General features: G+C 36.2%; 26 protein-coding genes and 1 other annotated feature. Of the genes, 13 read left to right on the forward strand and 13 right to left on the reverse strand.

The window, feature by feature from the left end:
* Nucleotides 1-27: 27 nt before the first annotated feature.
* Together NY607_RS11370 and NY607_RS11375 are read right to left on the reverse strand one after the other, a co-directional pair.
* Nucleotides 28-1,524, reverse strand: a complete 1,497-nt coding sequence (locus NY607_RS11370; protein ID WP_259419708.1) for an alanine/glycine:cation symporter family protein — start codon at nt 1,522-1,524, stop codon at nt 28-30.
* A 100-nt stretch (nt 1,525-1,624) separates the two neighbouring features.
* Nucleotides 1,625-3,229 carry a M20/M25/M40 family metallo-hydrolase gene (locus NY607_RS11375; protein WP_066038398.1) on the reverse strand — a complete coding sequence of 535 codons (1,605 nt, stop codon included), beginning with the start codon at nt 3,227-3,229 and terminating at the stop codon, nt 1,625-1,627.
* Nucleotides 3,230-3,665: 436 nt separating this feature from the next.
* Here NY607_RS11375 and NY607_RS11380 point away from each other — a divergent pair, with 436 nt between their 5' ends.
* Nucleotides 3,666-4,394, forward strand: coding sequence for an IclR family transcriptional regulator (locus NY607_RS11380; RefSeq protein ID WP_237899158.1), 729 nt, complete (start codon nt 3,666-3,668; stop codon nt 4,392-4,394).
* An 80-nt stretch (nt 4,395-4,474) separates the two neighbouring features.
* On the opposite strand, the gene NY607_RS11385 is transcribed toward NY607_RS11380, so the two are convergent.
* Together NY607_RS11385 and NY607_RS11390 are read right to left on the reverse strand one after the other, a co-directional pair.
* Nucleotides 4,475-5,719, reverse strand: coding sequence for an MFS transporter (locus NY607_RS11385; RefSeq protein WP_259419709.1), 1,245 nt, complete (start codon nt 5,717-5,719; stop codon nt 4,475-4,477).
* Nucleotides 5,720-5,785: 66 nt separating this feature from the next.
* Nucleotides 5,786-6,050, reverse strand: a binding site (T-box leader).
* Nucleotides 6,051-6,102: 52 nt separating this feature from the next.
* Nucleotides 6,103-6,726: a hypothetical protein gene (locus NY607_RS11390; RefSeq protein WP_131522469.1), complete on the reverse strand. Its 624-nt coding sequence runs from the start codon at nt 6,724-6,726 to the stop codon at nt 6,103-6,105.
* 64 nt (nt 6,727-6,790) lie between these two features.
* On the opposite strand from NY607_RS11390, the gene NY607_RS11395 reads away from it, so the two are divergent.
* Nucleotides 6,791-7,759 (forward strand): quinone oxidoreductase family protein, encoded by a 969-nt coding sequence (locus NY607_RS11395; RefSeq protein WP_131522470.1) that lies wholly within the window; start codon nt 6,791-6,793, stop codon nt 7,757-7,759.
* A 48-nt stretch (nt 7,760-7,807) separates the two neighbouring features.
* Here the strand turns inward: NY607_RS11395 and NY607_RS11400 are convergent, their stop codons facing one another.
* A complete protein-coding gene (locus NY607_RS11400; RefSeq protein ID WP_259419710.1) occupies nt 7,808-8,614 on the reverse strand; it encodes an EcsC family protein in 807 nt (268 codons plus the stop codon).
* A 105-nt stretch (nt 8,615-8,719) separates the two neighbouring features.
* Nucleotides 8,720-10,081: a MocR-like pyridoxine biosynthesis transcription factor PdxR gene (gene pdxR / locus NY607_RS11405; protein WP_259419843.1), complete on the reverse strand. Its 1,362-nt coding sequence runs from the start codon at nt 10,079-10,081 to the stop codon at nt 8,720-8,722.
* Nucleotides 10,082-10,179: 98 nt separating this feature from the next.
* Here pdxR and NY607_RS11410 point away from each other — a divergent pair, with 98 nt between their 5' ends.
* Nucleotides 10,180-10,767, forward strand: coding sequence for a GNAT family N-acetyltransferase (locus tag NY607_RS11410; protein WP_066038404.1), 588 nt, complete (start codon nt 10,180-10,182; stop codon nt 10,765-10,767).
* A 115-nt stretch (nt 10,768-10,882) separates the two neighbouring features.
* Nucleotides 10,883-12,055 carry an L-aspartate--L-methionine ligase LdmS gene (gene ldmS, locus NY607_RS11415; protein WP_066038405.1) on the forward strand — a complete coding sequence of 391 codons (1,173 nt, stop codon included), beginning with the start codon at nt 10,883-10,885 and terminating at the stop codon, nt 12,053-12,055.
* Here the strand turns inward: ldmS and NY607_RS11420 are convergent.
* The 4 genes from NY607_RS11420 to NY607_RS11435 all read right to left on the reverse strand — a co-directional run bounded on the left by NY607_RS11420 (nt 12,052) and on the right by NY607_RS11435 (nt 15,296).
* Nucleotides 12,052-12,759 (reverse strand): ABC transporter permease, encoded by a 708-nt coding sequence (locus tag NY607_RS11420; RefSeq protein WP_048393188.1) that lies wholly within the window; start codon nt 12,757-12,759, stop codon nt 12,052-12,054. The two genes, ldmS and NY607_RS11420, sit on opposite strands and share 4 nt — an antisense overlap.
* Nucleotides 12,756-13,604: an ABC transporter ATP-binding protein gene (locus tag NY607_RS11425; RefSeq protein WP_066038406.1), complete on the reverse strand. Its 849-nt coding sequence runs from the start codon at nt 13,602-13,604 to the stop codon at nt 12,756-12,758. The genes NY607_RS11420 and NY607_RS11425 overlap by 4 nt, the downstream gene beginning before the upstream one ends.
* A gap of 145 nt (nt 13,605-13,749) precedes the next feature.
* Entirely contained in the window at nt 13,750-14,706 is a 957-nt protein-coding gene (locus NY607_RS11430) for a LytTR family transcriptional regulator DNA-binding domain-containing protein (protein WP_259419711.1), read from the reverse strand.
* An 11-nt stretch (nt 14,707-14,717) separates the two neighbouring features.
* The gene (locus NY607_RS11435; RefSeq protein WP_259419712.1) at nt 14,718-15,296 is read right to left on the reverse strand and encodes a dienelactone hydrolase family protein; all 579 of its coding nucleotides are present in this window, start codon (nt 15,294-15,296) and stop codon (nt 14,718-14,720) included.
* A 295-nt stretch (nt 15,297-15,591) separates the two neighbouring features.
* Between NY607_RS11435 and NY607_RS11440 the strand changes: the two genes are divergently transcribed.
* From NY607_RS11440 to NY607_RS11450, 3 genes are all read left to right on the forward strand, one after another.
* Entirely contained in the window at nt 15,592-16,641 is a 1,050-nt protein-coding gene (locus tag NY607_RS11440; protein ID WP_131522479.1) for an NAD(P)/FAD-dependent oxidoreductase, read from the forward strand.
* Between the two features lie 434 nt (nt 16,642-17,075).
* Nucleotides 17,076-18,590 carry a DEAD/DEAH box helicase gene (locus tag NY607_RS11445; protein WP_259419713.1) on the forward strand — a complete coding sequence of 505 codons (1,515 nt, stop codon included), beginning with the start codon at nt 17,076-17,078 and terminating at the stop codon, nt 18,588-18,590.
* Nucleotides 18,591-18,607: 17 nt separating this feature from the next.
* On the forward strand, nt 18,608-19,387 hold the full coding sequence (locus NY607_RS11450) for a YqhG family protein (protein WP_131522480.1): 780 nt from the start codon (nt 18,608-18,610) through the stop codon (nt 19,385-19,387).
* Nucleotides 19,388-19,427: 40 nt separating this feature from the next.
* On the opposite strand, the gene NY607_RS11455 is transcribed toward NY607_RS11450, so the two are convergent.
* Both NY607_RS11455 and NY607_RS11460 read right to left on the reverse strand, forming a co-directional pair.
* The gene (locus NY607_RS11455) at nt 19,428-19,748 is read right to left on the reverse strand and encodes an ArsR/SmtB family transcription factor (RefSeq protein WP_131522481.1); all 321 of its coding nucleotides are present in this window, start codon (nt 19,746-19,748) and stop codon (nt 19,428-19,430) included.
* The gene (locus NY607_RS11460; protein WP_131522482.1) at nt 19,748-20,170 is read right to left on the reverse strand and encodes an SRPBCC family protein; all 423 of its coding nucleotides are present in this window, start codon (nt 20,168-20,170) and stop codon (nt 19,748-19,750) included. The genes NY607_RS11455 and NY607_RS11460 overlap by 1 nt, the downstream gene beginning before the upstream one ends.
* Before the next feature lie 192 nt (nt 20,171-20,362).
* Between NY607_RS11460 and NY607_RS11465 the strand changes: the two genes are divergently transcribed.
* The 6 genes from NY607_RS11465 to ytxJ all read left to right on the forward strand — a co-directional run bounded on the left by NY607_RS11465 (nt 20,363) and on the right by ytxJ (nt 24,677).
* The gene (locus NY607_RS11465) at nt 20,363-21,001 is read left to right on the forward strand and encodes a LysE family translocator (protein WP_131522483.1); all 639 of its coding nucleotides are present in this window, start codon (nt 20,363-20,365) and stop codon (nt 20,999-21,001) included.
* Between the two features lie 413 nt (nt 21,002-21,414).
* Nucleotides 21,415-22,323, forward strand: a complete 909-nt coding sequence (locus tag NY607_RS11470; RefSeq protein WP_131522484.1) for a LysR family transcriptional regulator — start codon at nt 21,415-21,417, stop codon at nt 22,321-22,323.
* Nucleotides 22,324-22,406: 83 nt separating this feature from the next.
* On the forward strand, nt 22,407-23,114 hold the full coding sequence (locus tag NY607_RS11475) for a CoA transferase subunit A (RefSeq protein ID WP_131522485.1): 708 nt from the start codon (nt 22,407-22,409) through the stop codon (nt 23,112-23,114).
* Nucleotides 23,114-23,752, forward strand: coding sequence for a 3-oxoacid CoA-transferase subunit B (locus NY607_RS11480; RefSeq protein ID WP_131522486.1), 639 nt, complete (start codon nt 23,114-23,116; stop codon nt 23,750-23,752). The genes NY607_RS11475 and NY607_RS11480 overlap by 1 nt, the downstream gene beginning before the upstream one ends.
* Nucleotides 23,753-23,822: 70 nt before the next feature.
* Nucleotides 23,823-24,236 (forward strand): VOC family protein, encoded by a 414-nt coding sequence (locus NY607_RS11485; RefSeq protein WP_131522487.1) that lies wholly within the window; start codon nt 23,823-23,825, stop codon nt 24,234-24,236.
* A gap of 96 nt (nt 24,237-24,332) precedes the next feature.
* Entirely contained in the window at nt 24,333-24,677 is a 345-nt protein-coding gene (gene ytxJ, locus NY607_RS11490) for a bacillithiol system redox-active protein YtxJ (protein WP_131522488.1), read from the forward strand.
* Nucleotides 24,678-24,699: 22 nt separating this feature from the next.
* Here the strand turns inward: ytxJ and NY607_RS11495 are convergent, their stop codons facing one another.
* Nucleotides 24,700-25,164, reverse strand: a complete 465-nt coding sequence (locus NY607_RS11495) for a hypothetical protein (protein ID WP_227745007.1) — start codon at nt 25,162-25,164, stop codon at nt 24,700-24,702.
* Nucleotides 25,165-25,254 lie beyond the last annotated feature (90 nt).

The raw sequence follows: 25,254 nt of genomic DNA on the forward strand, positions 1-25,254 counted from the left end.
TTAGTGACTACTACAGGGTTCATTTAATTATTTCAAGTCGCCAACTTTTTCTTTTAATGCGGCTAATTGATCTGGATAGTTTTTTTCAGTTATTTCATTCCACAATTGTGCATCTTTAATTCCACATCTTTCGGGAATAAAGACTGGGTCAAGCCCCAACTTCTTTTGCTCTTCATAATCTCTTAATGTAGCTATACCTGGCTTTGTTAATAAAATAATAGCAATTAGGTTTAACCATGCAAGTGTACCTACACCGATATCAGCAAGATTCCAAGCAGTTGATGAGGAACGAATCGTTCCAAAAAAGATAGAGATAACTAGTAGTACTTTTACGACAATAGCAATAGTAGCAAAGTTTTTATTGTTTCTAAATAAGTAAGCAACATTACTTTCTGTGTATACCCCAAAAGCAAGCATAGTAGTTATTGCAAAGAAAAATACAGCGATAGCAATAAAAGGACTTCCTAAACCAGGAATGAATGAGTTAATTGCTTCTTGTGCAAATGCAGTACCTGCTTCAACTCCTGGTAGATTCTCAACTAAAAATCCCCCATTAGGATGGGCAATATTGTAACTGCCTGTGGAGATGATCATAATGGCTGTAGCTGTACAAACAAGCAGTGTATCTACATAGACCGAGAATGCTTGGACAAGCCCTTGTTTAGCAGGATGAGATACTTCTGCGGTACCAGCTGCCTGTGCCCCAGTACCTTGACCTGCTTCATTTGAATAAGCCCCTCTTTTTACTCCCCACATAATTGCATTTCCAAAAACAGCACCGAATGCAGCATTTAAATTAAAGGCAGAGCTGAAAATTAAAGCAAATATTGCAGGTACATCTTTTATATTGATCAATAAAATAATGAATGCAAGAAGTATGTAAGCAGTTGCCATAAACGGTACAGCATATTCAGCAACTTTTCCAACCCTTTTAATACCGCCAAAAATAGCAAATCCAAATATTGCAGAAACAATAATACCTGTAATTATTGGTGAAATCCCGAAGGCATTTTTTGTTGAATCAGCAATATTAAAGGCTTGAACACCTGAACCAGTGAAACCAGTTGCTATAATTGTAGCGATAGCAAATAGTATAGCAAATGGCTTATTTTTTAACCCTTTCTCAATATAATATGCTGGCCCTCCACGATACTCTCCAGCGATTTCTTGTTTCCAAACCTGGGCTAACGAGGACTCAATATAGGCAGCACCAGCTCCTAAAAAGGCTATGACCCACATCCAAAAGATAGCCCCTGGTCCTCCAAAATAAATTGCAGTAGCTACACCAGCTATATTCCCAATTCCGACACGTCCACCCAATGCCATTGCAAAGCTTTGAAAAGATGAAACGCCATTTGCCGAAGTTTTTCTATTAAATAATTGTTTAATCATATCTTTTAAGAGACGCAGCTGTGGAAACCTCATAATAAGCGAAAAGTAAACGCCAGCTCCTAAGCAAAGATAAACTAATGCGTTACTCCAGATAATCCCTGCTATTTTACCTGTTAAAGCGGCAAAATCCATATAACAACCTCTTTCTATTTTGTACTGTGTCATCTTAGATTATTAGGTAACAATTCAAATGAGAGGATATGAAAGCTATTTTGAATGAAGTTTCTTTTATTTAAAATAAACTTTTAATCAATGTATCAATCATAATAGGCATCTCTTTAAACGCACTATCCACATGCAATCGTTCTGTTTTTTGATGGGCATCCTTTCCAAATGGACCGACATTTAAGACAGGACCTTGTAATGCCGCCATCTCTTTGAATGGAATATGATACGTATCGCCCCATACAGGTGTGTTCCGTTCAAATGCTAGCCACTCATTGGATGCATCTGAATAATTGACATAGCTTAAATCACAAATTCCGTTAAAGTAGTGGATCTGCTCCACCTCAATATCAAATGTTTGAGCTGTTTGCTTCATTAATTCAATCGACTGTTTCACTAATGGATGGTTGGATGAATTAATGGCTGGATAGTAAGGGGGTGCATATAACAGAACTGTGGCAGGTGCTAATTCCTGACAGCGAATCATGAGCTGATCCACAATACGAATGGATTTTTCACGATCATCCCATGCAGGATGCTGCTGAACCTGGTGCTTAATCGCTTGTACTTCCTCAGCTCCTAACTTATGGATCGCATGCTCCAATAATGCCTCGTAGCGTAAGACCTTTACCTTGCCCACACCCTGAACATTTTCGCGTGTACAAATGTCCTGATAGTGCGCATTGCAAGCAGCCATTGCCTGTAACGCAACTTCCTCAAAAATAGCCATCACCTCAGCCGCTGTACGTTTTAACAAAAAGACATTGTAAAGTGCCGCCGCACGGTATGGTGTTTGTGTAGAATACTCCATTTTTAAATCTTTTAATTGTAGAGAGACGGGTAGTGGTGTGCTTTCGCCTAAATCTGTTTCACGGAAAAGGGGATTCCACTCCATATGCTGTGTCATATAGGAAGCGATAAAGGGAGCCGTCATCCCTTTTAATGGCTCACCAACATGTGTCTCTTTTCCGTAGAACAAAGCAGCAGGCATGATTTTACCAATTGTACCTGAATAAATATATTCATTCGTATCCGAAGGCCCTTGTGAAAACGATGGCTCACTATTTAAAAATAATTTATAGGTTAAGCCATGCTGTTCCCGCAGTCTCACCAGTTCCACAACAGCCGCTCTCATACCAGCAGAGTTGACTTCCTCATCAGGAACCGTTGTTAAAATCAAATTAATCGGCCATTGCTCAAAGCTTGCCTTTTCGATCAACTGCATGTGTAAGGCAAGACCCATTTTCATATCCATTGTGCCGCGTCCAAATAAATAATTCCCAGACGCCAAATCAATGCGAGCTGCCTCTGGTAAATCTTTTAGGTATTTAGGTTCCATTAGCTTTTTCGTTAGTTCTTCTGGAGAAAAGGCTAACGGCTCTAGTTCACCATATTCCTCTGTATGCACGGTATCGAAGTGACTGATTAACACAACGGTTTCAGTTGCGGTTGGATGCTTATAGAAGGCTGTCACTGCATTTCTGCCAAGTCCTGCATCATGTAATTCAATCAAGTCTGGGTGCTTTTCAAAATATGGAAGCGTTAACAATTTATCTTTTAAGCGAAAGGCAAATTTATTTTCGCCCTCCGTTAATGTTCGGCTTTCCCAGCTCACAAGCTCACATAATAGGGCACGTAGTTTTTCGGGTGTATCCCACATAAAAGTATTCATAATTTTTGCTCCTTTTTTATAGTAAAGTATTTTATTTTCAAGATGATACAAATAGATAATTAGAATAGAAATGCATTTTTACTATCATTTATATTCCGCTATGTGAAATTAAATCTACATAGTGGAATATAAATTCATCGTAAATGCAAAACAACAAATTGTCAATTTGAATTTTTGTGAATACTCGTAATTTTCTGCGCTAATTGAGTGGAACTATGTATATATTTCATGTAGCATCTATTTATATGCATAAAAATTAGTTAAAATAAAATGAAACTACATTTAAAAGCAGGGCTACATGTAAAAAATTGAAGGTACATAAAAATTTGATAATTTGCATGAATTTTAATTTCATAATGATCCTAGTTAAAGCTAAATGGATCTATAAAAACCTTAAGATAGTGATCATATGGGGAAATGAAAGGGAGTAATTGTAATGATTCAATCAATCGAAAGAGCTATGTTAGTTATAAATATACTGGCGAAGCATCCGAAGCGTTTTTTTACTGTGCAAGAAATTTTTAATGAAACAGACTTGCCTACTAGCACAATTTACAGATTATTATATACATTAGAAAGTTTTGATTTAGTAGAGAGAAATGAGAATAAAAAAGAATTTCGATTAGGGTATACATGGCTCCAACTTGGAATGAAAATGTATCATGAGACGGATATTAGAGAAAAAGCACATCCTTTATTAGAAAACCTTGCATATAATGTGCGCGAAACAATCTACTTAAGTATTGCTAAACAGTTTGCATCCATTATTATTGATCGAATTGATAGTCCTAAAAATGTCCGTATTATTGATATGATTGGTGAAAAAATTGCATATCCTATAGGAGCTCCAAATAAAGTATTACTTGCGTTTTCTAAAAGCGATGTACAGCAACAATTTTTCCAACAACTTGAGGAGCCTGAGAAAGAAAAATTGATAGAGAGCCTCAATGATGTAAGAGAAAAAGGCTTTGCCATAAGCGTTGGAGAAAAAACAAAGGGGACAGTATCCATAGCAGCACCTATATTTGATTCAAATAAACAAATAATTGCAGCCATTAGTGCAGAGTGCTTTGAATATGATACAGATGCTGGAAAATTAGAAAGTATAACACAGGAAGTTATTAAAACTGCACAGCAGCTATCTTTTGAATTAGGGTATATATAAGATTGCTTATTACGATAAAAACCATCTGATGTCAGTAATTAGTAGACATTAGATGGTTAATTTTTATATGAAAAGTGAGATTACTGTTGCTTGCTACTTATCAACCTTTTATAATAGTGGCTTTTCGAAGGTTTTATATTTAGCCATAGTAGAATGACAGCTACAAATGCCATCATAAAGGATGCGCTAACGACAACTGAGCGGATGGTTATCCATTCAGCAAAAATCCCAAAAATAGCAGTAAAAATAATAATAAAAAGAGCTTCAAAGAATCCATAAATACTTCCTATTCTACCCATGCTCTCAGAAGGAATATTATTTTGATAAAATGTATAAAATCCTGTATTCGCAAAGGCAGTAGCAAAGGATAATACAAAGCAACCTAAAGCGGCTATAAGAAAGGAAAAGGATGATGTAAATATTAAATAGCCCAATGCTGTTACGAGAGACCCCATACCTATTAACCAAGAAGTTGGTATTTTTTCAACAATAACAGAGTTGGTTAGCGAGCCAATTAAAACACCTACCCCTGCGATACTGACTAAAATACCATATTCTCCTTCGGATAAAGCTAATATTTGTGTTGCAAAGGCAGCCTCCAAAGAATCAGTAGCTGTCATCAAGATGATGATAGCACTAAACAACAAATAGACTACCATCACATAGGAATTTTTTAAGCTAAAGCGTATGACCATTTGCCAATCCTGAAGCAATACGCGATAAAGAGATGTTTTTTCTGTGTGATTAATAAATTTTTCAAGCGCTTCAATATTCGGCATTTTGAACGTTATACAGGCTGATAGAAATAAAGCAATCGCGTTTAAATATATGGCCATATAGGGTGTTCCGACTGTGAACAAGAAACCTGCGATTGCTGGCCCAGTTAGAAATGCACCAGAGTCAAGTAAACTGCGTAATGCATTAAAACGTTTCCTTTGTTCGATAGGAATTAACTTAGTGATATAAGTCATAGATGTCGGCTGATACATAGAGCTAGCTACTGTAATGAGAAAAACTAGGACATACATCCACAAGAGGCTTGAAAAGCAGGGGAGTATGACAATGAGTATAGATTGAAACATATTTAGAATAATCATTAGCTTTTTCTTATTAAAACGATCGATTAGGCTGCCGGACCAAAAATTAGTGAACAAGGAAGAGATCGCTCTTACAATATACAATCCAGAGACAGCCATAGCAGATTCTGTGAGGTTTAACACAATTAAATTTAAGGCGATAAAATAAATCCATTCGCCAACACTGGAAACACCAATACTACATAACAGGATGGCAGGATAGCGCCAACTTTCCAAAGCTTTTCTCATATAAATTCCTCCTTAAGCAAAGTGACGATTTGCAAAATAAAAAACCCCACCCCCAAGACGATTAGTCTTAGGGACGAGGTTGTAGAATTTATATACTCACGTGGTGCCACCCTAGTTTACTATTATGTCACCATAATAGCCTTTTCAGTACGGCATAGAGCCTATGCTTATACTGTAACTCTATAACGGGAGTTCCCGTCGCACCATCATTCAAACAAAATCCAATGCGCTACTCCGAGGCTTGTTTCAATAATTCGTTCTTACTCGTTTTCAGCAATCCGAGCTCTCTGGGAAGAACTTCATTATTTACTCTTCTCTTCAATGTATTTTCGCTAGTGTAGCATATGTACATCATTTTGGTAAATAGTACTATAAAAAAATAACTAATTATTTTGTAGAAAGCTTTTTAATTGTGTTATAAGCGACTGGCAAAGCTGTATGGATAAAACAGCATTCAAAGGAATTTCAAGTGAATGATTAAGGTCCTCCAAAACTGCAAGCTGAAGGGTAGCAAGTTGCGCTAGCTTTTCCTGTGAATAGTGAGGGTCCGCTGTACCAATTGCCAAAAATGCATGTTTGTCTAATAGATTTGTCATTGTATGTTGAAGAGAAAGTAATGGGGTGAAAAGTACATAACGAGCAGGAATAGAAGGAGTCTGCTGCATATAATAATCGACAATCGGCATAGTACCTAAAGATTTTCCTAGATAAACGACTTCTCGATAAGGCTTTGATTGCAAGCTATTTTCTACTATAGGGTTGGCAACACGATAGACCATTTTTGATATGGCTTGGGAGTCCTGTTCGAATTGCTGTTGCTCAAATGTATAATTGATTTGGACGACATCATAGCCAAGTTCTAGCATTAATGCCGTAGAATAATAAAGTACAGGTTTATCATAGGTATATCCCGTACCAGAGAGCATAAAACATATTTTATCGCTTTTTCTGTCAAAAAAGTTATAGGATATACCATTGTACATGGAATGCTTAGGTTTGATTTTCATGAAGATTCCTCCATTTATAGTAATAATAGTTTATAATTGTACTATAACAAAGGGGGAGAAATTTATGAAGGCTATTATTATCAATGAGTTTGGAGCACCTAATGTTTTAACATCTATTGATTGTCCAAAACCGACTATTTCTGAGGGTGAAGTCTTAATACGGACAACCTATACAAGCGTGAACTTCGCAGATATTAAAAACCGTACAGGTAATAAAGCTAAAGCAAATTTTCCGATGGTTCTTGGTTTAGATGTTGCAGGGGTGATTGAAGAAGTTTTTAATGATAACAGTGGTTTTCAAAAGGGTGACCAAGTTATCGCATTCCCGAAAAACGGTGCTTATGCAGAATTTGTTGTAGCAAAGGAACAACTAGTTTTTAAAATTCCTAGGGGTGTATCAATAGAGAAGGTAGCAGCTGTACCGACAGTTTTATTTTTATCGTATATGTTAACACATCAAATAGCGGCCATTGGTCAGCAGGATGCTGTCTTAATTCATGCTGCTTCTGGTGGGGTAGGGACAATGCTTGTCCAAATGGTAAAAAGGCTCGGAGCTAAGCAGATTATAGGTACGGTAAGTAATTTAGAAAAAGCCCCAATCGTTTATCAGCTTGGTGCGGATCATGTACTTACATATGATCAATTTAGTACAAATGTCAATGAACTTACAAAGGGTCGGGGTGTTGATATTGTATACGATTCTATTGCAGGAGCTATCACCGAGGAGAGTTTAACTTGTTTAGCCCCTTACGGCACTCTTGTCCAATTCGGGAATAGTGGAGGCAGAGCAGGAAATATAAAAACAGCAGATTTACACAGTAGCTGCCGCAATATAAAAGGATTTAGCTTAGGTACGACAAGAGCTTTGAAGCCAGAACTGTTACAACAGGTGGCACAGGATATTTTCTCTTTAGTAAACGAAGACAGTTTTCAGGTGCCAATTGCTAAAATATTCCCACTAGAGGAAATGAAAGAGGCTCATGAATTTATGGAAAGTCGTCAGCATCAAGGAAAAATACTAATTAAAATATAAAAGCACAAAAAAGATGACACTCCAAATATGGGTGTCATCTTTTGTCGATCAACCATCTAGTTCAGTAAGTTTTTCATAAATACGTCTTTTACGATAAAGCATAATACCAGTTTCGGCTACATCCTGAATCATGCCTTTATTAGCATAGGCTCCAAAAACCATCCCTGCAATAGGGATCATTTGAAACAGCTTTTTCCAGCCTAGCTGATCACGATATGTGTAAAATACTTCCTGCCATCCTTGAAGCTGAGAAATCATGTTATCTGAAGCCTTTTTTGAGCTATTCATAGTAGAAAGCTCCTGTAAGATTGCTTCTTTACCAACAATATCAGCAAAGGTAAATTGTAAACATTTCACAATAAAAATACGTTCCATTTTATCGTTCGGATCATAGCCATGTATAATTGCTATTTCTTGCAAAGTTTTTAGTGCAGTCCCTAAAATCATAGGAATATCAATGGCTAAAGTAAAGATGCCACCAAAGCCAGTAGAGGCTCCTTGTACAGTAGCAAATTTCACACGTTCATTTTGTAATTTGTCACTGAGGGAGATCATGTCCTCTAAAGGAATCTGACCAATATCAGCTATAGTTATAATATGCTGTGTGGAAGAAAGGTCACGAATTTTTTGTATCATGGCTTGTTCATTGATTAAATACTTTCCACCTGACTGAATATAATTGCCTAGTTCATCTACCAATAAAGCAATTTTATTTTGAAGAAAGGTAGGTGTCATTTTATCTAATAATTTAAATGGTATTCTTCCTAATTTCTCCCAAAACCATAAATCTTTTTGATCTTTTTCCCACACTTGAATTTCTTGTAAATGCTGCTCTAATAACTCTCGATTCTCCATTATTGTCTTATCCCCTTATGTGTCCATTTAACTTTAAATACGAAAAAAAATATATAAAGTTTCGCTTTATTTAAATGAGATTTCGACAAACTAATGAATCACATGCTATTGCCAAACGGACGCAAGAAGTGCAATTCCTTCCTTTATTTGCTGAAGTGTCAATCCACCATACCCAATAATGATCATTGCTTCATTTGTTCCATTCTGATAGGAGGTAGAGCATGGATAGACTTGAACCCCTACCTCTTGAGCAAGATGGATCGCTCTACTCTCGGAGAGATGTTGTGGTAGCTTGATGACTATATGAAGCCCGGATTTTTCACCGATTACTTGAAATTCATTAGAAAAATGTGTAGAGATGGCAGTCAATAATGCTTGCTGCTTTTTACGATAGATTGTTCGCATTTTTGCCAAATGCTTATCGAATAGACCTTGTGCAAGAAAGTCTGCTAAGACAAGCTGGTCTACTTTGGAGACAACCGATTTTTGCTCAGAATGAAAAGTCATAAACGGCATAACTAGAGACTTTGGAAGGATCATATAACTAATGCGTAATGATGGAAGCAATGTTTTCGAAAATGTTCCGAAATAAATGACACGCTCAAGCTGATCCATTTTTGCTAAAGAAGGGATTGGTAGCCCCTTATAACGAAATTCAGAATCATAATCATCTTCAATAATAAGAGCCGCGTTCGAGTTAGCCCATTGTAACAATGCTACTCTTCTTTCTATGGTCATAATCATGCCTAATGGAAATTGATGAGCAGGTGTTGTGTATAACATGTGAACTGGTGTTGAAGGGAGTGTAATCCCTGAATAGTCCACAGGAATCGCCTTTGTGGACAATCCACATTGCTGTAAAACGGCACACACTCTTTTAAATCCTGGCTCCTCTAACCCAACGCGTGTCGCAGACCCAAGAAAATGACAAAGAGCCTGAAGCTGGCTTTGTGTACCACTATAAATAAATACCTGTGAAGCCTCACAGCTAACCCCACGAGAACGCTCTACATAGCGGGCAATCTCTGTGCGTAAAGTTGTCTCTCCCTCCCAAGGGCTTGTTGATAAGTTGTTACTATTAAAATGCTTTTTAATAAGCTTGTGCCAAGCAGTATAGGGAAAAGCCTCGTTGTCCACATGTCCATTTGTAAAATCAAATTGAATATTGTTAGGGATATTGATACTTGGAACAGATACATGCCGGGGTACTTGCTGTAGCCAATCCAATTCAAAGGGCGCAATAAAATAACCAGAACGCTCTTTACTATAAATATAGCCTTCTGCAAGTAACTGCTCATAGGCTTCCTTTATGGTGTGCACACTCACATTCAATGTTAGGGCGAGAGCTCGCTTAGAAGGCAGTTGTTCATGAGCAAGTAATTTTTTAGTAATAATCTTATGCTTTATTTCTTCATAGATTTGAATGTATTTCGCTAGATTGCCTGTAAATATAATGGAGAGCTCCAGATAATTTCCTCCTCCTCTGGTATGGTTGATTTTTTAGTAATTGGTTATATATATCATATCAATTTTACCGTTAAATAAGTAAAAAGGAGTGAAGTGTAATGGAATTTATAACATTAGAAAATGAAGTGGTTAAACTAAAGCCTTTAGAATTGAGCGATTTACCAGGAATTTTAGAGACAGGAAGTTATCCAGAAATTTGGTCACATATGTCCACAACCATAGAAAAAAAGGAAGATGTGAATAAATTTGTGGAAAACGCATTAAAGGCAAAAAACGAAAAAACAGAATTTCCATTTGTGATTGTGGATAAACAATCAGGGGACATTATCGGGTCTACACGTTTTATGGATATTGATGACAAGCATCAGCGATTAGAAATTGGCTATACATGGCTAACACCCGCATACTGGCGTACAGCTATTAATACTAATTGTAAGTATTTGCTATTACGATACTCTTTTGAGCATCTTCATTTACAACGTGTACAAATAAAAACGGATCATGAAAATATTCGTTCTCAACAGGCAATTGAGCGAATTGGTGCTACAAAAGAGGGAATATTGCGTAACCATATGATTCGCAAAGATGGGACAACTAGGCATACCGTTATGTATAGCATTACAATAGAAGAATGGCCACAGGTGAAAAAGCATTTAGAAAGTCTACTAGTGCAATTGGGATGTTAATAGGTATAAAAAGGGATTTATATAACCCGTAAAACCCTTTTTTCTTATAAAAAGTGTCAAAAAATAAAGGGGAGGGTAGAGTAGAGTACCGAAAAATTGAAAGAGGGTAATCTACTTGAAACCTAAATACACGTTAAGACAAATTTATGGTGATAATGCTGTGTATACACCAAGAACACCGTATAGCGATAATCCGTGGATGATGGATGATCCTCATAAGCTAGATGCTTTAACCTCAAGAGAAGTTGCTATTGCTGATATCCCCGTGCTAGTACATCGAGCAACACAAACAGAAAAGGCGCAAGAGCTTCATCAATTAGCAGGATTACCATGGGTAGAACAGCCTTATAGCTATGAGACTCAAGAGGAATATCTGGCACAGATCCAAACTTGGTGTAAGGAAGGGAAGACCATTGTATGTCAATATATACACGACCTGGAGCATATGGATCGTCAATGTTATTGGATGGATGCGGAGAAATTTAATGAGTTGAATACAAAAGCTTATATTGATCATTTAATCGATAGTAAATATGTGCCAAGTCGTTTAAATGTGGAGACGTATAGACTTTCAGATGCCATTAAAAATTGGCAGCCCCCTGTAGTATTAAAGCCTGGTGATGATTCGCCAACCTCGGGAGGATATGGCGTTACCATTTGTCATAATAAAGATGAATTGACGGAAGGTTTACGACAATTTCGCATGACAGGAACTGAAAGTATAATTATTGAGGAGCTTTTACAGACAAAGGACAACTATAGCTGTCAATTTGTTTACTCAGAGGAGCTAGGGATTCAATACTTAGGAGCTTCCCAGCAAATTACGGATGATAACGGCATTTACGAAGGGAATATCATTGTAGATAAAGTACCCGAAAAAGTAATTGAAGTAGGAAAGCATATTATGGAACGTGGCGTTGAGGAAGGCTTTGTAGGTGTGGCAGGCTTTGATTTAATTGTCACGGAAGCTGGTGATGTTCAAGCAATAGACTTAAATTTCCGCCAAAATGGTTCAACCTCAATGCTGATGTTTCATGATGCTTTAGGAAAGCCCATCAATAAATTTAGCTCCTATTCAGCACAAAGCCCACAACAGAATGATCATTTCTATCAAACAATTAAGAAATATATAGAAAAGGGTATGTTATTTCCTTTATCTTTCTATGATGGTGATTATTTTGAGGAGTCCGTCCCTTCAAGATTTGTCGGTGTATGGTATGCAGATACGTTAGAGGAAATTGAAAAACGGGAGAAGGAATTATTACCTGAAGAAAAGAATGGTCTTTAATCGACCATTCTTTTTTTATAGATAATTGCTGCGAAAATCCAAGAAAGAAGAGACCATACAATTATCGTAATCATAGGAATAAGAACATCTGCCATAGAATACTTACCTTCTAACGCCTCTGCTAAAAGTAATAACTGTGAGCTTGGTAGCCATTCAGCTAATTTTAAGATTGGGTATGCCGAAGATAGAGCTAAGGCCAGAGGACCAAATGAGAAGATAACCATTACAGGCAACACAATAATAGATGCTTCCATAATAGATTTAGCAAATAAACCACATATTGTACCTAGAGCAATATAAAACACAGCAGAAAGCAATAATGCAATTGCTAAGATAAAAAGGTTTGCAGGTTCGTAGCCAACTAGAAAAATAGCCATTGTTACAGATACAATTGTAACAATTAGAACAAACAGGCTTTTACCAATTAAAATATCTCCAAGTGAGGCAGGGGAGAGCATAAGACTGCGAAGAGTGTTTTTTTCCTTTTCTTCTGCAATTAAACTACATTGTACGTAAGTAGTCACTATGGAAAATGTCATGTTAATTGGTAGAAAATACATGCTAATAGTATTTGCACCTAATTGATTATATAAAAACGCCATTATAAGTGGTAGTAATACCATAGTTGATACGGCATAGTTACGTGAGAATTCCTTATAATCCTTCATCAATATAGCTTGAATACGTGTCATTGAAATATTCATACTAAATCACTCCCTGTTATTTGCATAAAAATGTCACCTAGTGTTGGCTCGTTTGTATAGATACGTGTAACTTGATCGGATTGCATCCATTGAAATAACTTCTCTGCATCTTGAGAACCATTTTCTATAATTTCCTGTTCACCATTTTTAAGCTCTACTGTAATAGTGTCAGAGCCAAATTCTTTTTTTAGATCTTTTGGAGCGCCGATTGCTCGGATTTTCCCTTTATGCAGGAAAGCAACACGATCACAAAGTATTTCTGCTTCGCTCATATTGTGTGTTGTTAAAAAAATTGTTGTACCCATAGCATTTAATTTTCGTAAGCCATTATATATATGTTGTGTATTTACTGGGTCCAAAGCAGAAGTAGGCTCATCTAAAAATAATAATTCGGGCTTGTGCATAATTGCACGAGCAAGTGTAACACGTTGAATCATTCCTTTGGAAAGCTGACTGATCTTTTTCTTACGTTCTGCATATAAATTGACAAAGTCCAAAGCTTCTTTTACAGCAGATTGAGATAGCTGATATAAATTACTATAAAGTATTAAATTTTCTTCAATTGATAGTCTCGTATACAAGCCACTATTATCTGTTAAAATACCAAAACGTTTACGATTTTGACTTTGCTTCATTTCAGATGCATGTTGCCCAAATAATAGAACATTACCTGCCGATTTATCTGTTTGTGCGGTTAATATTTTAATTGTAGTAGTTTTACCAGAACCACTTGGGCCAAGAAAGCCGAATATTTCCCCTTTTTTAATGGTAAAGGAAACATCCTGTAATGCTGTTTCATTATTAAAAATTTTTTTCAAATGTTGCACATCAATCACTGCGTTCATGTGTAACCTCCTGTTTGTTGTTGATGTCTACACTATAAACAACAAGGGTAAGGCTCACAGTAAAAATCATGTGAAAGGCAGAAAAAGAACCTTCAATGGAATTTTATTAAAGGTGACAGGAGTCGATTATTTCCTGGGAAATCTACTAAATTCCGAGTATTTCCTTTAAAGTTGCCAATTTATTTTTCGACAGTGGAACAACTGTCTTTTCTGTACTGTTGAGTGCTAAGCTATAGCTATTGCGTGTCCAAGTAATAATCTCTCGAACCTTTTGTAGGTTCACAATATAAGAACGATGGCTTCTAAAAAAGCCGAATGGTGTCAATTTTTGCTCTAACTCATTTAGCGATAGAGTACATGGATAAGCTTCACCTGCTACATAAATAGATACTTCTCCTTCAACACTTTCAATATAATCAATTTCGGGTGGATTAAATAAAATAATCTTTTCATTTTTCTTTGTTGGGATTTTATCTAGTCGAATTGGTGCATCTTCAAGAGGCTTTGGAGCTTGCTCAAGACTACCCTCTTTTACGTCTAAAGTATGTAAGTCTGCCCCATCTAATCGATGTATAGTTGTACTTGCAATCATTAAGTCTTCTAGATTATTTGATAACAAAATGATAATTTTATGCTCTTTTGCAAGATTTTTTAATAACTGTTGGATAGTTTGCTTTGAAAATTCATCTATATTTTGAAAGGGTTCTTCTAAAATTTGAATAGATGCCGGATGTAGGTACATATTCAATAGTTTTAATCGCTGTTTTTCACTATTAGAAAGCTTACTAATTCTATTGTTTTTTTGTTCAGTAAGTTTAAAAAGCTTCAATATGTTCTCTGTTTCATTAGTTGGGCGGTTAAAAAGCTTTAAAATGAACTGGATATACTCGCGCGCTGTGAGTCGCTCATATAACGAGCTTTCACGAAAAGAAGTATACGTATCATCTCGTTTCATAAACCATTGCATTAATGTATGTATTTTGGAAACATCTGTATAGATGCCTATAATCGTGCCAGGTTGTAGAGAAAGATGGAAGCTTGGATAAATAACATTGCCTGCTTCAATATATGGATCAACCTGAATATCAATATTTTGTTCCACGTTTATTCCTCCTATAGCTTGCTAGCTTGTAAAAAGTATTGAATGTCGTTGAGTGCTTGCGAGTTGCTCAACTGACAGTAGTTTGAGTTAGAGGCATCCATAAAGCCATGTAAGCCTTGAAATTGTTTGATTTGAACATTCGGTATGCTTACAAGAGTATCCTTCAATGATTGAATATCAAAACTATCTTCATGGCTAGGTAAAACAACCAAAGTTGGACAAGATGGAATGTTATCAAGGTATTGGCGGATCCGTGAGCCATATACACAAATGACACGGTGTAGGGGGAGTGTAGTTAATCTCCAGGCTAAAGTTGCACCTACACTATATCCAATTAATATTACCTCGTTGTAGTTTTCACAAGCCTCCAATATTTTTGGTGAAAGCAACTCAAGAGGAGCATCAAAGCCAACTGTCTGTAAGAAAAAGTCATAGGCTTGTTTTTCCTGGTCATATGGAAATGAAAGCCCTCTTGGATAAAGTGAAATAAGGGAAACGGCAGTGTCCTCATCACTGTATATTTGTATTTGTTCTTCAATAAAAGGATTAACTCCATAGATTTCATGTAATATAAAAATTTTTCTTTTCATTGTGCCCTCGATCTTTTTTCCAATAGTGTATCAAAAAGTAAGTAAAACGTATAATCTGCTTTTAGAATGAATAGTGCAAAAGCATAATGATGAAAATTTTTATGGACAAATACATAAATTTAATATCATGATTTGTTATAATTTTATTTGATAATGATTATCATTATCGTATAATGGGATTAAGGAGGATTTTCCAAAGCAATATTTACATTTAGACATTTACGATTGAGCTGTATGCAGTTGAGCTAGTCCAATTGTTGAGATAGTAATGACCAAATGAAAGGTGTGTTAGGAATTGTTAGAACAAGAATTGTATGATGTAACCATTATTGGTGGTGGGCCAGCGGGTTTATATTCAAGCTTTTATTGTGGTTTACGTGAAATGAAAACCAAGCTAATTGAATCACAACCACAGCTAGGCGGTAAAATTCATGTTTATCCAGAGAAAATGATTTGGGATGTGGGAGGTGTAACGCCTATATCAGGGGGGCTACTTATTAAACAATTAGTTGAGCAAGCCTTAACCTTTAATCCTTCTATTTATACAAATGAAAAAGTGCTGACCATTGCTAAAAATGAAGATGGTATATTTGTCATCGCAGCAGAGTCAGGGAACATTCATTATTCCAAAACAGTTATCGTTGCTATTGGTGGTGGCATCCTAAATCCTCAAAAAATTGAAATTGAGGGGGCTGAACGCTTTGAAGTATCTAATTTAAATTACACAATTAAATCCTATGAAAAATTTAAAGATAAGGCAGTTATTATTTCTGGTGGTGGTAACACAGCGGTAGACTGGGCATTAGAATTAACGGAGGTAGCATCCAAGGTCTATTTAACTTATCGAAAAGATACATTGTCTGCACATGAGGCTCAAATTACAGAGCTTGCAAATAGTTCGATCGAATGCCATTTCAATTCTGAAATTACTAGGCTGATTGCAGACGATCAAGCAGGAATGATTAAAGCTATTGCTTTAACAAATCATGAAACTGGGACTGTAACAGAAATTCCTATTGATGAAGTTGTTATTAGTCATGGGTATGTGCGTGATAAAGAATTGTTAGATAATAGTCCATTAGCCATTGAGCGCAAAAATGATTATTTTATCGCTGGTACGATTAATAGTGAATCATCGATCCCAGGCCTTTATGCTGCGGGTGATATTTTGAGCCATGATGGTAAAATTCATTTAATTGCAGCAGCCTTTCATGATGCACTTCATGCAGTGAATAGTGCGAAGAAGTATATTCAACCTGATGCTTCTGAGGGAGGTATTGTTTCCTCACATAATGACATTTTCAAACATCGTAATCGTAAGCTATTACAGGAAAGTTTAAAATAATCGACTTTAGGAGCACTAATATATCGTTGGTGTTCCTTTCTTTTTGTCTTGATGTATATTTTAGAGGAAATACTTCTGATGGACTATCAATATAACGCTGATTATAGAGTATATTTAAGAAAACTATACAAAGAATATGATTGTCATGGATATCGCGAAACATTTTAATAAAGAACCTATCTATTTGAGAAAAAAATGAGTGTTCGACAAATACTTATCTCGCGGATGTGTTGTATTTAAAAATCTAAAATGTACCTGACAAACTTTCATTTATCATTAAAGAATTTGCTGAAAAATCTCCAAGACAATTCTGTAAATAGATGAATTAACAAATACCTAATGAAAAAATAACTTTCATTAGGTGTTTTTCATCTAGAAAGAACATAGCTTTTCCTTTTTGGGACACCCTAAACTAGAAAAAATGACATGGGGTGATGATCATGAAAATAGAAAGGTCGTCCGAGTGGGAAGAGGGCTTTATCGATCGATTAAATCATCTTGAAAAATGGGATAGCTGGACATTGTACAAGATGAACTATGATATTGTGAAAATGAAACTAATTCCTGATTTTACAGGATTGCAGGCTACAAAGTATTTACCTAATTTACAACCTTTGAAACACCAATTAGAAGCAGCCGAAACAGTGATTGAACGTATGAATGGGAAAGCTATTTTAGCTGATGAGGTGGGGCTAGGTAAAACAATTGAAGCGGGCTTAATCTTAAAGGAATACCTTATTCGAGGGCTTGTGAAAAGAGCTTTAATTTTAGCACCTGCTTCTTTAATTAATCAGTGGATTGAAGAGTTAAATATAAAATTTCATATTCCTGCCTTCGCATATAAAAAAAATTGCCCGATAGAGCGCTATGATGTCCTCATTATGAGTATGGATACGGCAAAAAAGAGTCCACATAGAGAGCGCATTTATGAGCAGGATTATGACATGATAATTATTGATGAGGCACATAAATTAAAAAATAATAAAACACAAATTTACGAGTTTGTACAAGGCTTAAAGAAAAAATTCTGCTTATTATTAACTGCCACACCTATTCAAAATGATATCTTTGAATTGTATTATTTAATCTCCTTATTAAAGCCTGGGCATCTTGGTAACTATGATGCCTTCCAATCGGCTTTCTCTGCTAGCAAGCATGATTTAGAACATGATGATTATTTAAAAGAGTTGGTTAATCAGGTAATGGTAAGAAATCGTAGGGAAGATACGGGGATTGATTGGACAAATCGTCGTGTTCAAATTGTACCGATTACATTTACGGACGAAGAAAGAGAAGTTTACGAAATGCTTGGCAACCTTCAAAACACAGGGTCATTTTCATTAATTACCTTGCAAAAAGAAATGTGTAGTAGCAAGGAAGCTACGGCATTAACATTAACGAATATGCTAGATGATCATGTACAACCACAAGAAATTGAAGCGATTATTACTAAATTAATGACCTTGGAAGTGAATTCAAAGGCGGAAAAGACATTGGAAATTGTTAAACAAGCAAATGACAAGGTTATTATTTTTACAGAATATCGTGCTACGCAAATTTATTTGCAATGGTACTTACATTCTAATGGCATATCAAGTGTGTTGTTTAATGGTAAATTTAATAAAAGTAAACGAGATTATATGAAGCACCTATTTAAAGAAAGAGCCCAGGTGCTCATCGCTACTGAGGCAGGAGGAGAGGGGATAAACCTTCAATTTTGTCATCATGTGATCAACTATGATCTACCTTGGAATCCAATGAAGCTAGAGCAACGTATTGGTCGTGTCCATCGTTTGGGGCAGGAGCATGATGTCCATATTTATAATCTCGCCATTGAACATACAATTGAAGAGAAAATCTTGGAATTGCTTCATACAAAAATTGATGTGTTTGAGAAGGTGGTTGGCGATTTAGATGCCATATTAACAAACTTTAAAGAATCTGTATAAGGTAGGGAGGTGCAGCTATGTATCCACAGCAAGTTCACCACTATTTAAAGGAATTTTTTATGGAGAATAACTGTGCAATTATAGGAGAAGAGAATCATTATCTAACCGTTCAATTAACGATAGACATCGATAAAAGAATTATGAATAGGCCATTTTATTGGCAATATGTTGAAGCAACGAATAGTGAACCAAACCCAGCGCAAGTAACCTTTATTACAAATCAAACAGCAATGGCTGGTAATTTATTTGGAGAAGCTATTCATTACGGCTCTCCACGTTTAAATCAGATATTTTTAGCTACAAGGGAACTAGGAGCTTATGTTCAGTTGTTTGAAAAAGTGGATCGTGAGATGGGGCAGGTTATTTTAACGCCCTGGTTAGGTGTTAACTTTAAAGTTTCGTATTGCTGTGATCGTACAAAAGAAATGCTTTACTCATTTGGCATTAATTTATTGACGGGCGTCATCAAGGAGGGTTTTCATGAAAGGATTTGTTCTTCGGACTTTAACATAGAACCTGAAGAAAATGTATTTCATGTGCAATATATTATTAAGCCTGCCAGAGCACTGGAAAGATTGAAAGCTACAATTGAGTCAATTATTGAGCAGGATGACCATTCCTGGGCAACGGAAGCACAAAAACGATGGCAACGTGATCAACGTGTATTAGATTATTTTTATGAGGATATAGATGATAAACCAGAGTGTTATGAAATTGAAAGAAAAGCATTAGAGGAGCAATATGAAGCAAAAATTAAAATAGAAGTCATTAATGGGGGATTATTTTATCTCTTTTAAATGAGGAGCTGTCTGACAAAAAGACAGCTCTTTTTCTGCTTTAATGATCTTCAACCATGCTTTGAAGCTGAGCCAATTTATTATCCCAAAATAAATGAAAGTATTGGAGCCAATCTTCAATCTCCTTTAAACGCTCACTATGCAAGGTATAGATTTTTTCACGACCTTTTTTTTGAGCAGAGATTAGCTCCGCCTGTTCCAATATTTTTAAATGCTTTACGACAGCCGTTCGACTAATCGTAAAATGCTCAGTAATATTGGAAATAGGTCTGTCGCTTGCTGCAAGGAGCTGTAAAACACTTCTTCTTGTGGGATCAGCGATTGCTTGAAAAATATCATACTTTACGGCTGCTTCAGTCATTAGAATTCAGCAGCCTCTTTTAATTTATGATTAATAATCATTGTCCATCCGTTATCCATATTAGTACGTACGGCTTCAGTAGCAGTGTTTGCTTTCGGAATAATATGTGAAGCTTCCTTCCAGCCACCATGTGTTAAAGTAAATTCAGTATGCTCGCCTACTTCTTTTAACTCAAAAGTTACGAACCAGCCATCTTGATCCCAAGCAAATCGTAGAAAGTGCGGTGCATCTACACGTTCTACTTTACAGGGTGATGGGCCGAACGGTGATTGAATAGTGAATTCGTATCCTTCGATAGGTTGAAAATCATTTGGCATAAACCAAGAAGCTATTTTGTCAGCTGTTGCCACAGTCTCCCAAACTTTTTCGATAGGGGCATTTAATGTAATTGTTTTGACAATATCCTGTAATTTTTCAGTCATGTTCTATTACTCCTTTTTCAACGTTATTAAGTCCACTAGCAGAGGAATCTGTATAAAATATAACCATAAGGTGTTATGAATATATAACACCCTACGGTTATATGTCAACGGAAAAATTTTGTATCTTTCTGTTGGTCTTGGCGTATGTTACAATTACTTTTATAATTTTCTGACAGAAAGGGTGGGCGTAATATGGTCAATATATCTGTATTCTTAGTTATGTGCATTTTACTTATTATTTTACCTGGCCCTGATACAGCGATTGCAACAAAAAACACACTGACTGTAAGTAGAAAGGGTGGTTTACAAACAATCATAGGTTCTTGTTGCGGTTTATTAATTCATACTTGTGCGGCTGTTATAGGACTTTCGGCGATTATTGTAAAATCTGCCTATATATTTGCTGTTTTAAAATATGTTGGTGCGGTTTATTTATGTTATTTAGGAATCAAGACCTTGTGGACACTTCGAACAATTCGAACACAATCTCCAGTTGTAGACGATGAAGGAAGTATAGAACACAAATATTCTCACCAATCTTGCTTTAAACAAGGGTTTCTCACGAATGTGACAAATCCAAAGGTCGCCGTATTTTTCCTAACATTTCTCCCTCAATTTGTAGATGGAAATAGTGGAACATTTTTTCCTTTTTTAATAATGGGTCTAATTTACACAGCATTAACAATGCTATGGTTTATCTTCTACGTGTACCTTTTAGATCGAATTAGTGCATTTATGAAAAAGCCATCAACTAAGGCAGTAATTGAAGGATTAACAGGTGCAATATTAATTGCATTTGGTATTAAATTAGCATTAGAAAAAGCACACTAAAAAATACACCACCTTATTAGATTATTTTTTACTATAGGGTGGTGTATTTTTTGTTGGCACTTATTAAGATAGAGTCATTCCTCACAGTTCTTTAATTCATAAACATGTTGCTTAATGTAAGACCTAAATAATGCCTATTAACTATTCGATTTTCAAGCAATTGCTTCAACATCTGTTACATCTCCAATCTTTGATAAATTATGACAATATTTATAAATGATTGTAGGTCATATCACTCTTAAAAAACTCTCCAAAAGTCGAAAAGACACGTATAATGGCAGGGGTGAAAATATCTAAAATTTATAGTTCAACACATTGCAAAGGATTAAAAAGAAAGGATGGAGAATTTATTGCTAAAGGGCAGTAATTGAAGATGCTTTTATAATAAATACGAATAAATGGAGAAGATAGTGATGGAATTAAGAGATTTAAAAGCCTTTATGGCTGTTGTTGAGCATAGGAGTTTTACTAAGGCTGCACATGATTCCTTTGTATCTCAGCCTTCATTAAGCAAAAGTATCAAAAAATTAGAAGCATCATTACAAGTTGAATTGTTGAACAGATCAACGCGTAATGTAGAACTTACTGATGCAGGTAGTATTGTTTATCATCAAGGACAAAAAATAATGCAGGCTGTCCAAGAACTACATATTTTGCTAGACGATTTATTAAATATTAAGACAGGTGCTATCAAATTAGGGATTCCACCTTTAATTGGAACTTTATTTTTCCCTGAAATCGCTAGGAGATTTCATCAACTATATCCTGAAGTGCATTTAGCGCTTATCGAACGTGGTGCAAAAATGGTAGAAATGCTAGTTGAAAATGGTGATGTTGATATGGGCATCGTTGTATTACCAGTAGACGAAAGGAAGTTTGCTGTTCAACCCTTTATAGAAGACCAGTTTTATGTCTTTATGAATGAATCTCACCCCTATGCACACCAGGAATCCATAGCTTTAAAAGATTTAGAAAATGAAACGTTCATTATCTTTGCAGAGGAGTTCACGCTTCACGACTATATAATTAAATCCTGTGAAAGTGTTGGTTTTACACCTACAATCGGCTATAAAAGTTCACAGTGGGACTTGATTGTAGAGTTAGTATCCTCCAATTTAGGGGTTACATTGTTACCCCATTCCATTGCAGCTAAGCAAACAAATACCAATGTGAAAATAATTCCATTAGATGATTTTGAAATGCCGTGGCGTTTAGGGATTATTACGAAGAAAAATGCCTACCAATCTTATGCATTAAAACAGTTACTTGAAATGATAGGTAAGAATGGGGAAAATAGATTTATTCCATATAGGAATAAATAGTATTCTAATTAATTCCTTTACTTGTAAAATAGCAATGATGTAGAATTTTTCTTAATAAACGAGCAATTCAGGGAGGTTTCGAGATGGGTAATGGGAAGGTATGGAGTTCGTTTGAAGAGGTGATTGCGGATATTAAGGATGGAGATACATTAGCTGTAGGTGGCTTTGGGCTATGTGGTATACCCGAAAAATCAATCGCAGCATTAGTGCAAAAGGGAACAAAGGATTTAACGGTTGTCAGTAATAACTGTGGTGTAGATGACTGGGGATTGGGTTTACTATTAGCAAACAAGCAAATAAAAAAAATGGTTGCTTCATATGTAGGAGAAAATAAGATTTTTGAACAACAATTTTTAAGTGGTGAGCTAGAAGTAGAGTTGACACCGCAAGGAACTCTTGCAGAACGTTTGCGTGCAGGTGGAGCGGGTATTCCTGGTTTTTACACAGCTACAGGGGTTGGAACGCCAATTGCTGAAGGAAAAGAAGTGAAGGTTTTTGATGGCAAAGAATATATTTTGGAAGAAGGTATTGTTGCTGACTTTGCGCTGGTCAAAGCATGGAAAGCCGATAAGCTAGGAAATTTAGTTTACAGAAAAACATCACGCAATTTTAATCCATTAGCTGCTATGTCAGGGAAAATTACAATAGCTGAAGTGGAGGAAATTGTAGAAGTAGGTGAGCTAGATCCTGATCATATTCATACACCAGGGGTTTTTGTACAACGTGTAGTATTAGGTGAAAATTATGAGAAGCGTATTGAGCGTTTAACGGTGAAGAAGGGGGAAGCATAATGGATACAAGACAAAAAATTGTTAACCGAGCAGTAAAAGAAATAGCCAACGGTATGAATGTCAATTTAGGCATAGGTATTCCAACACTTGTTGCGAACGCAATCCCAATCGATTATGACGTACTCTTACAATCCGAAAACGGACTTCTCGGTATTGGTCCTTATCCAGTAGAAGATGCAGTAGATCCGGATTTAATCAATGCAGGTAAAGAAACAGTTACGGCAGTTCCGGGGGCATCCTTCTTTGACAGTGCAGAATCATTTGCGATGATTCGAGGTGGACATATTGACCTTGCCATCTTAGGAGGGATGGAGGTATCTGAAACAGGAGACCTTGCTAACTGGATGATTCCGGGGAAAATGGTAAAGGGCATGGGTGGCGCAATGGACCTCGTCGTTGGTGCAAAGAGAGTGATTGTCGTCATGGAGCATGTGAATAAAAATGGTGAATCTAAAATTAAAAAACAATGTGAACTGCCACTAACGGGTAAAGGTGTCGTACATCGATTAATTACAGATTTGGCTGTATTTGATTTTACAAAAGATGGTATGCAACTAATAGAATTAGCAGATGGTGTTTCTTTAGAGGAAGTAAAAGAGAAAACAGCTGCTTCTTTTAGCGTTGCTCTTATACAATAACTTCAGACCTAGGACTGTTTCCAGCGTTATGGTCTCATTTTACAATAGTCTAAAAGGGGATTTCATAACAATGGAACAGCAATGGACAAATGAATTAGCAGTCGCACAGGTGCGTGTGGCAAGACCAACCGATCAGCTAAAGGAAGTAGAACGATTTTACTGTGAAGGTGTCGGATTAAAGAAAATTGGTTCGTTTACAGAACATCGTGGCTACAATGGTTTAATGATTGGTCTTCCAGATGTAGGTTATCACTTAGAATTTACTGAGCATAGTGACGGTAGCCCTTGTCCAGCACCAAGTAAGGACAATCTTCTCGTACTTTATATCCCAAACAGAGATACGATTCGTCATATTGCCGAACGTCTTGCGCTCATGGGATATCCCGAAGTTGAGCCTGAAAATCCATATTGGGCTGAGAAAGGGGTAACCATTGCAGACCCTGATGGCTGGCGTCTAGTATTCATGAATACGGAAGGCATTTAAATAGAAAATTTTAAGCACGAGCACGTAAGTAGTCTCGTGTTTTTTTGTAACCTAAAATACCCCTTGTAGTATATAATCTATTTAGGGGGTTACTAAATGCAACGAATAAAGACATTAAACAAATGGTGCGAGGTTTTAGAGCAATCGAAGTTCAAACCTTGTCTTGTGTTAAAAATTAGCATGACATGTATAAGTAGTATTTCAGCATTAAAGGAATATAAAGAATTACAAACGGAATTGCCTAAATATCTTGTCATTGTACAAATGGATCGGGTAATTTCAAATGCTATTGCCTGTGATCTTCAAGTGAAACACGAATCTCCTCAACTAATAATCCTGCAGGGTGGGAAAGGAATTTGGCAAGCAACTCACTACAAAATAAAGCACGCTCTTTTAGAAAACGCTATAGAACAATATGTAAAAAAAGATACGCCACAATAGGCTGTGGGGTATCTTTATGTGATTAATCTTCTAAAGCCTCATCTTCATGATAATTTGTAGCGCTAGACTCAATATCGACCTGTAGATAATTGGCCCAGTCTATTTTGTGAAAATCCTCTTCACTAAAATAAATATTCAAAACCTCGGTCATTGTTTTGTCCCCATCAGGTTCAGTGAGAGGAGCATACCAAGTAATAGCTGGTGTCTTCACATTTTTTAATTTGGACAAATCAGCGAAAATTTTAGTAGAATCCTTTAGCATCTGGCTTTTCGATCCTTCTGTTACATCTGTATCTTGAATGGAAATTGTGACAACACCGTCTTTTGATTCATCCACAGAGAATTCATTTTTCACAATCGCGCCTACAATATCTTCAACATTCGTATTTTGATCGACTGCTACTTCCTTTGGCTCGGCGTTCTTTCCACAAGCTACTAATAGTAGTGAAGTAAAAACCAATAGATAAATTAATTTCTTCAATGTCATAACCTCCCTTGTTACTCCATCTATGTGCAAAATGGGAGGAAATTATACAAAATACAAGAAGGTTGTCCTTACTTTTTATGAATGGTTAGG

It is taken from the genome of Lysinibacillus sp. A4 (genome assembly GCF_024919535.1).
GTDB classification, from domain to species: Bacteria; Bacillota; Bacilli; order Bacillales_A; family Planococcaceae; genus Lysinibacillus; species Lysinibacillus capsici.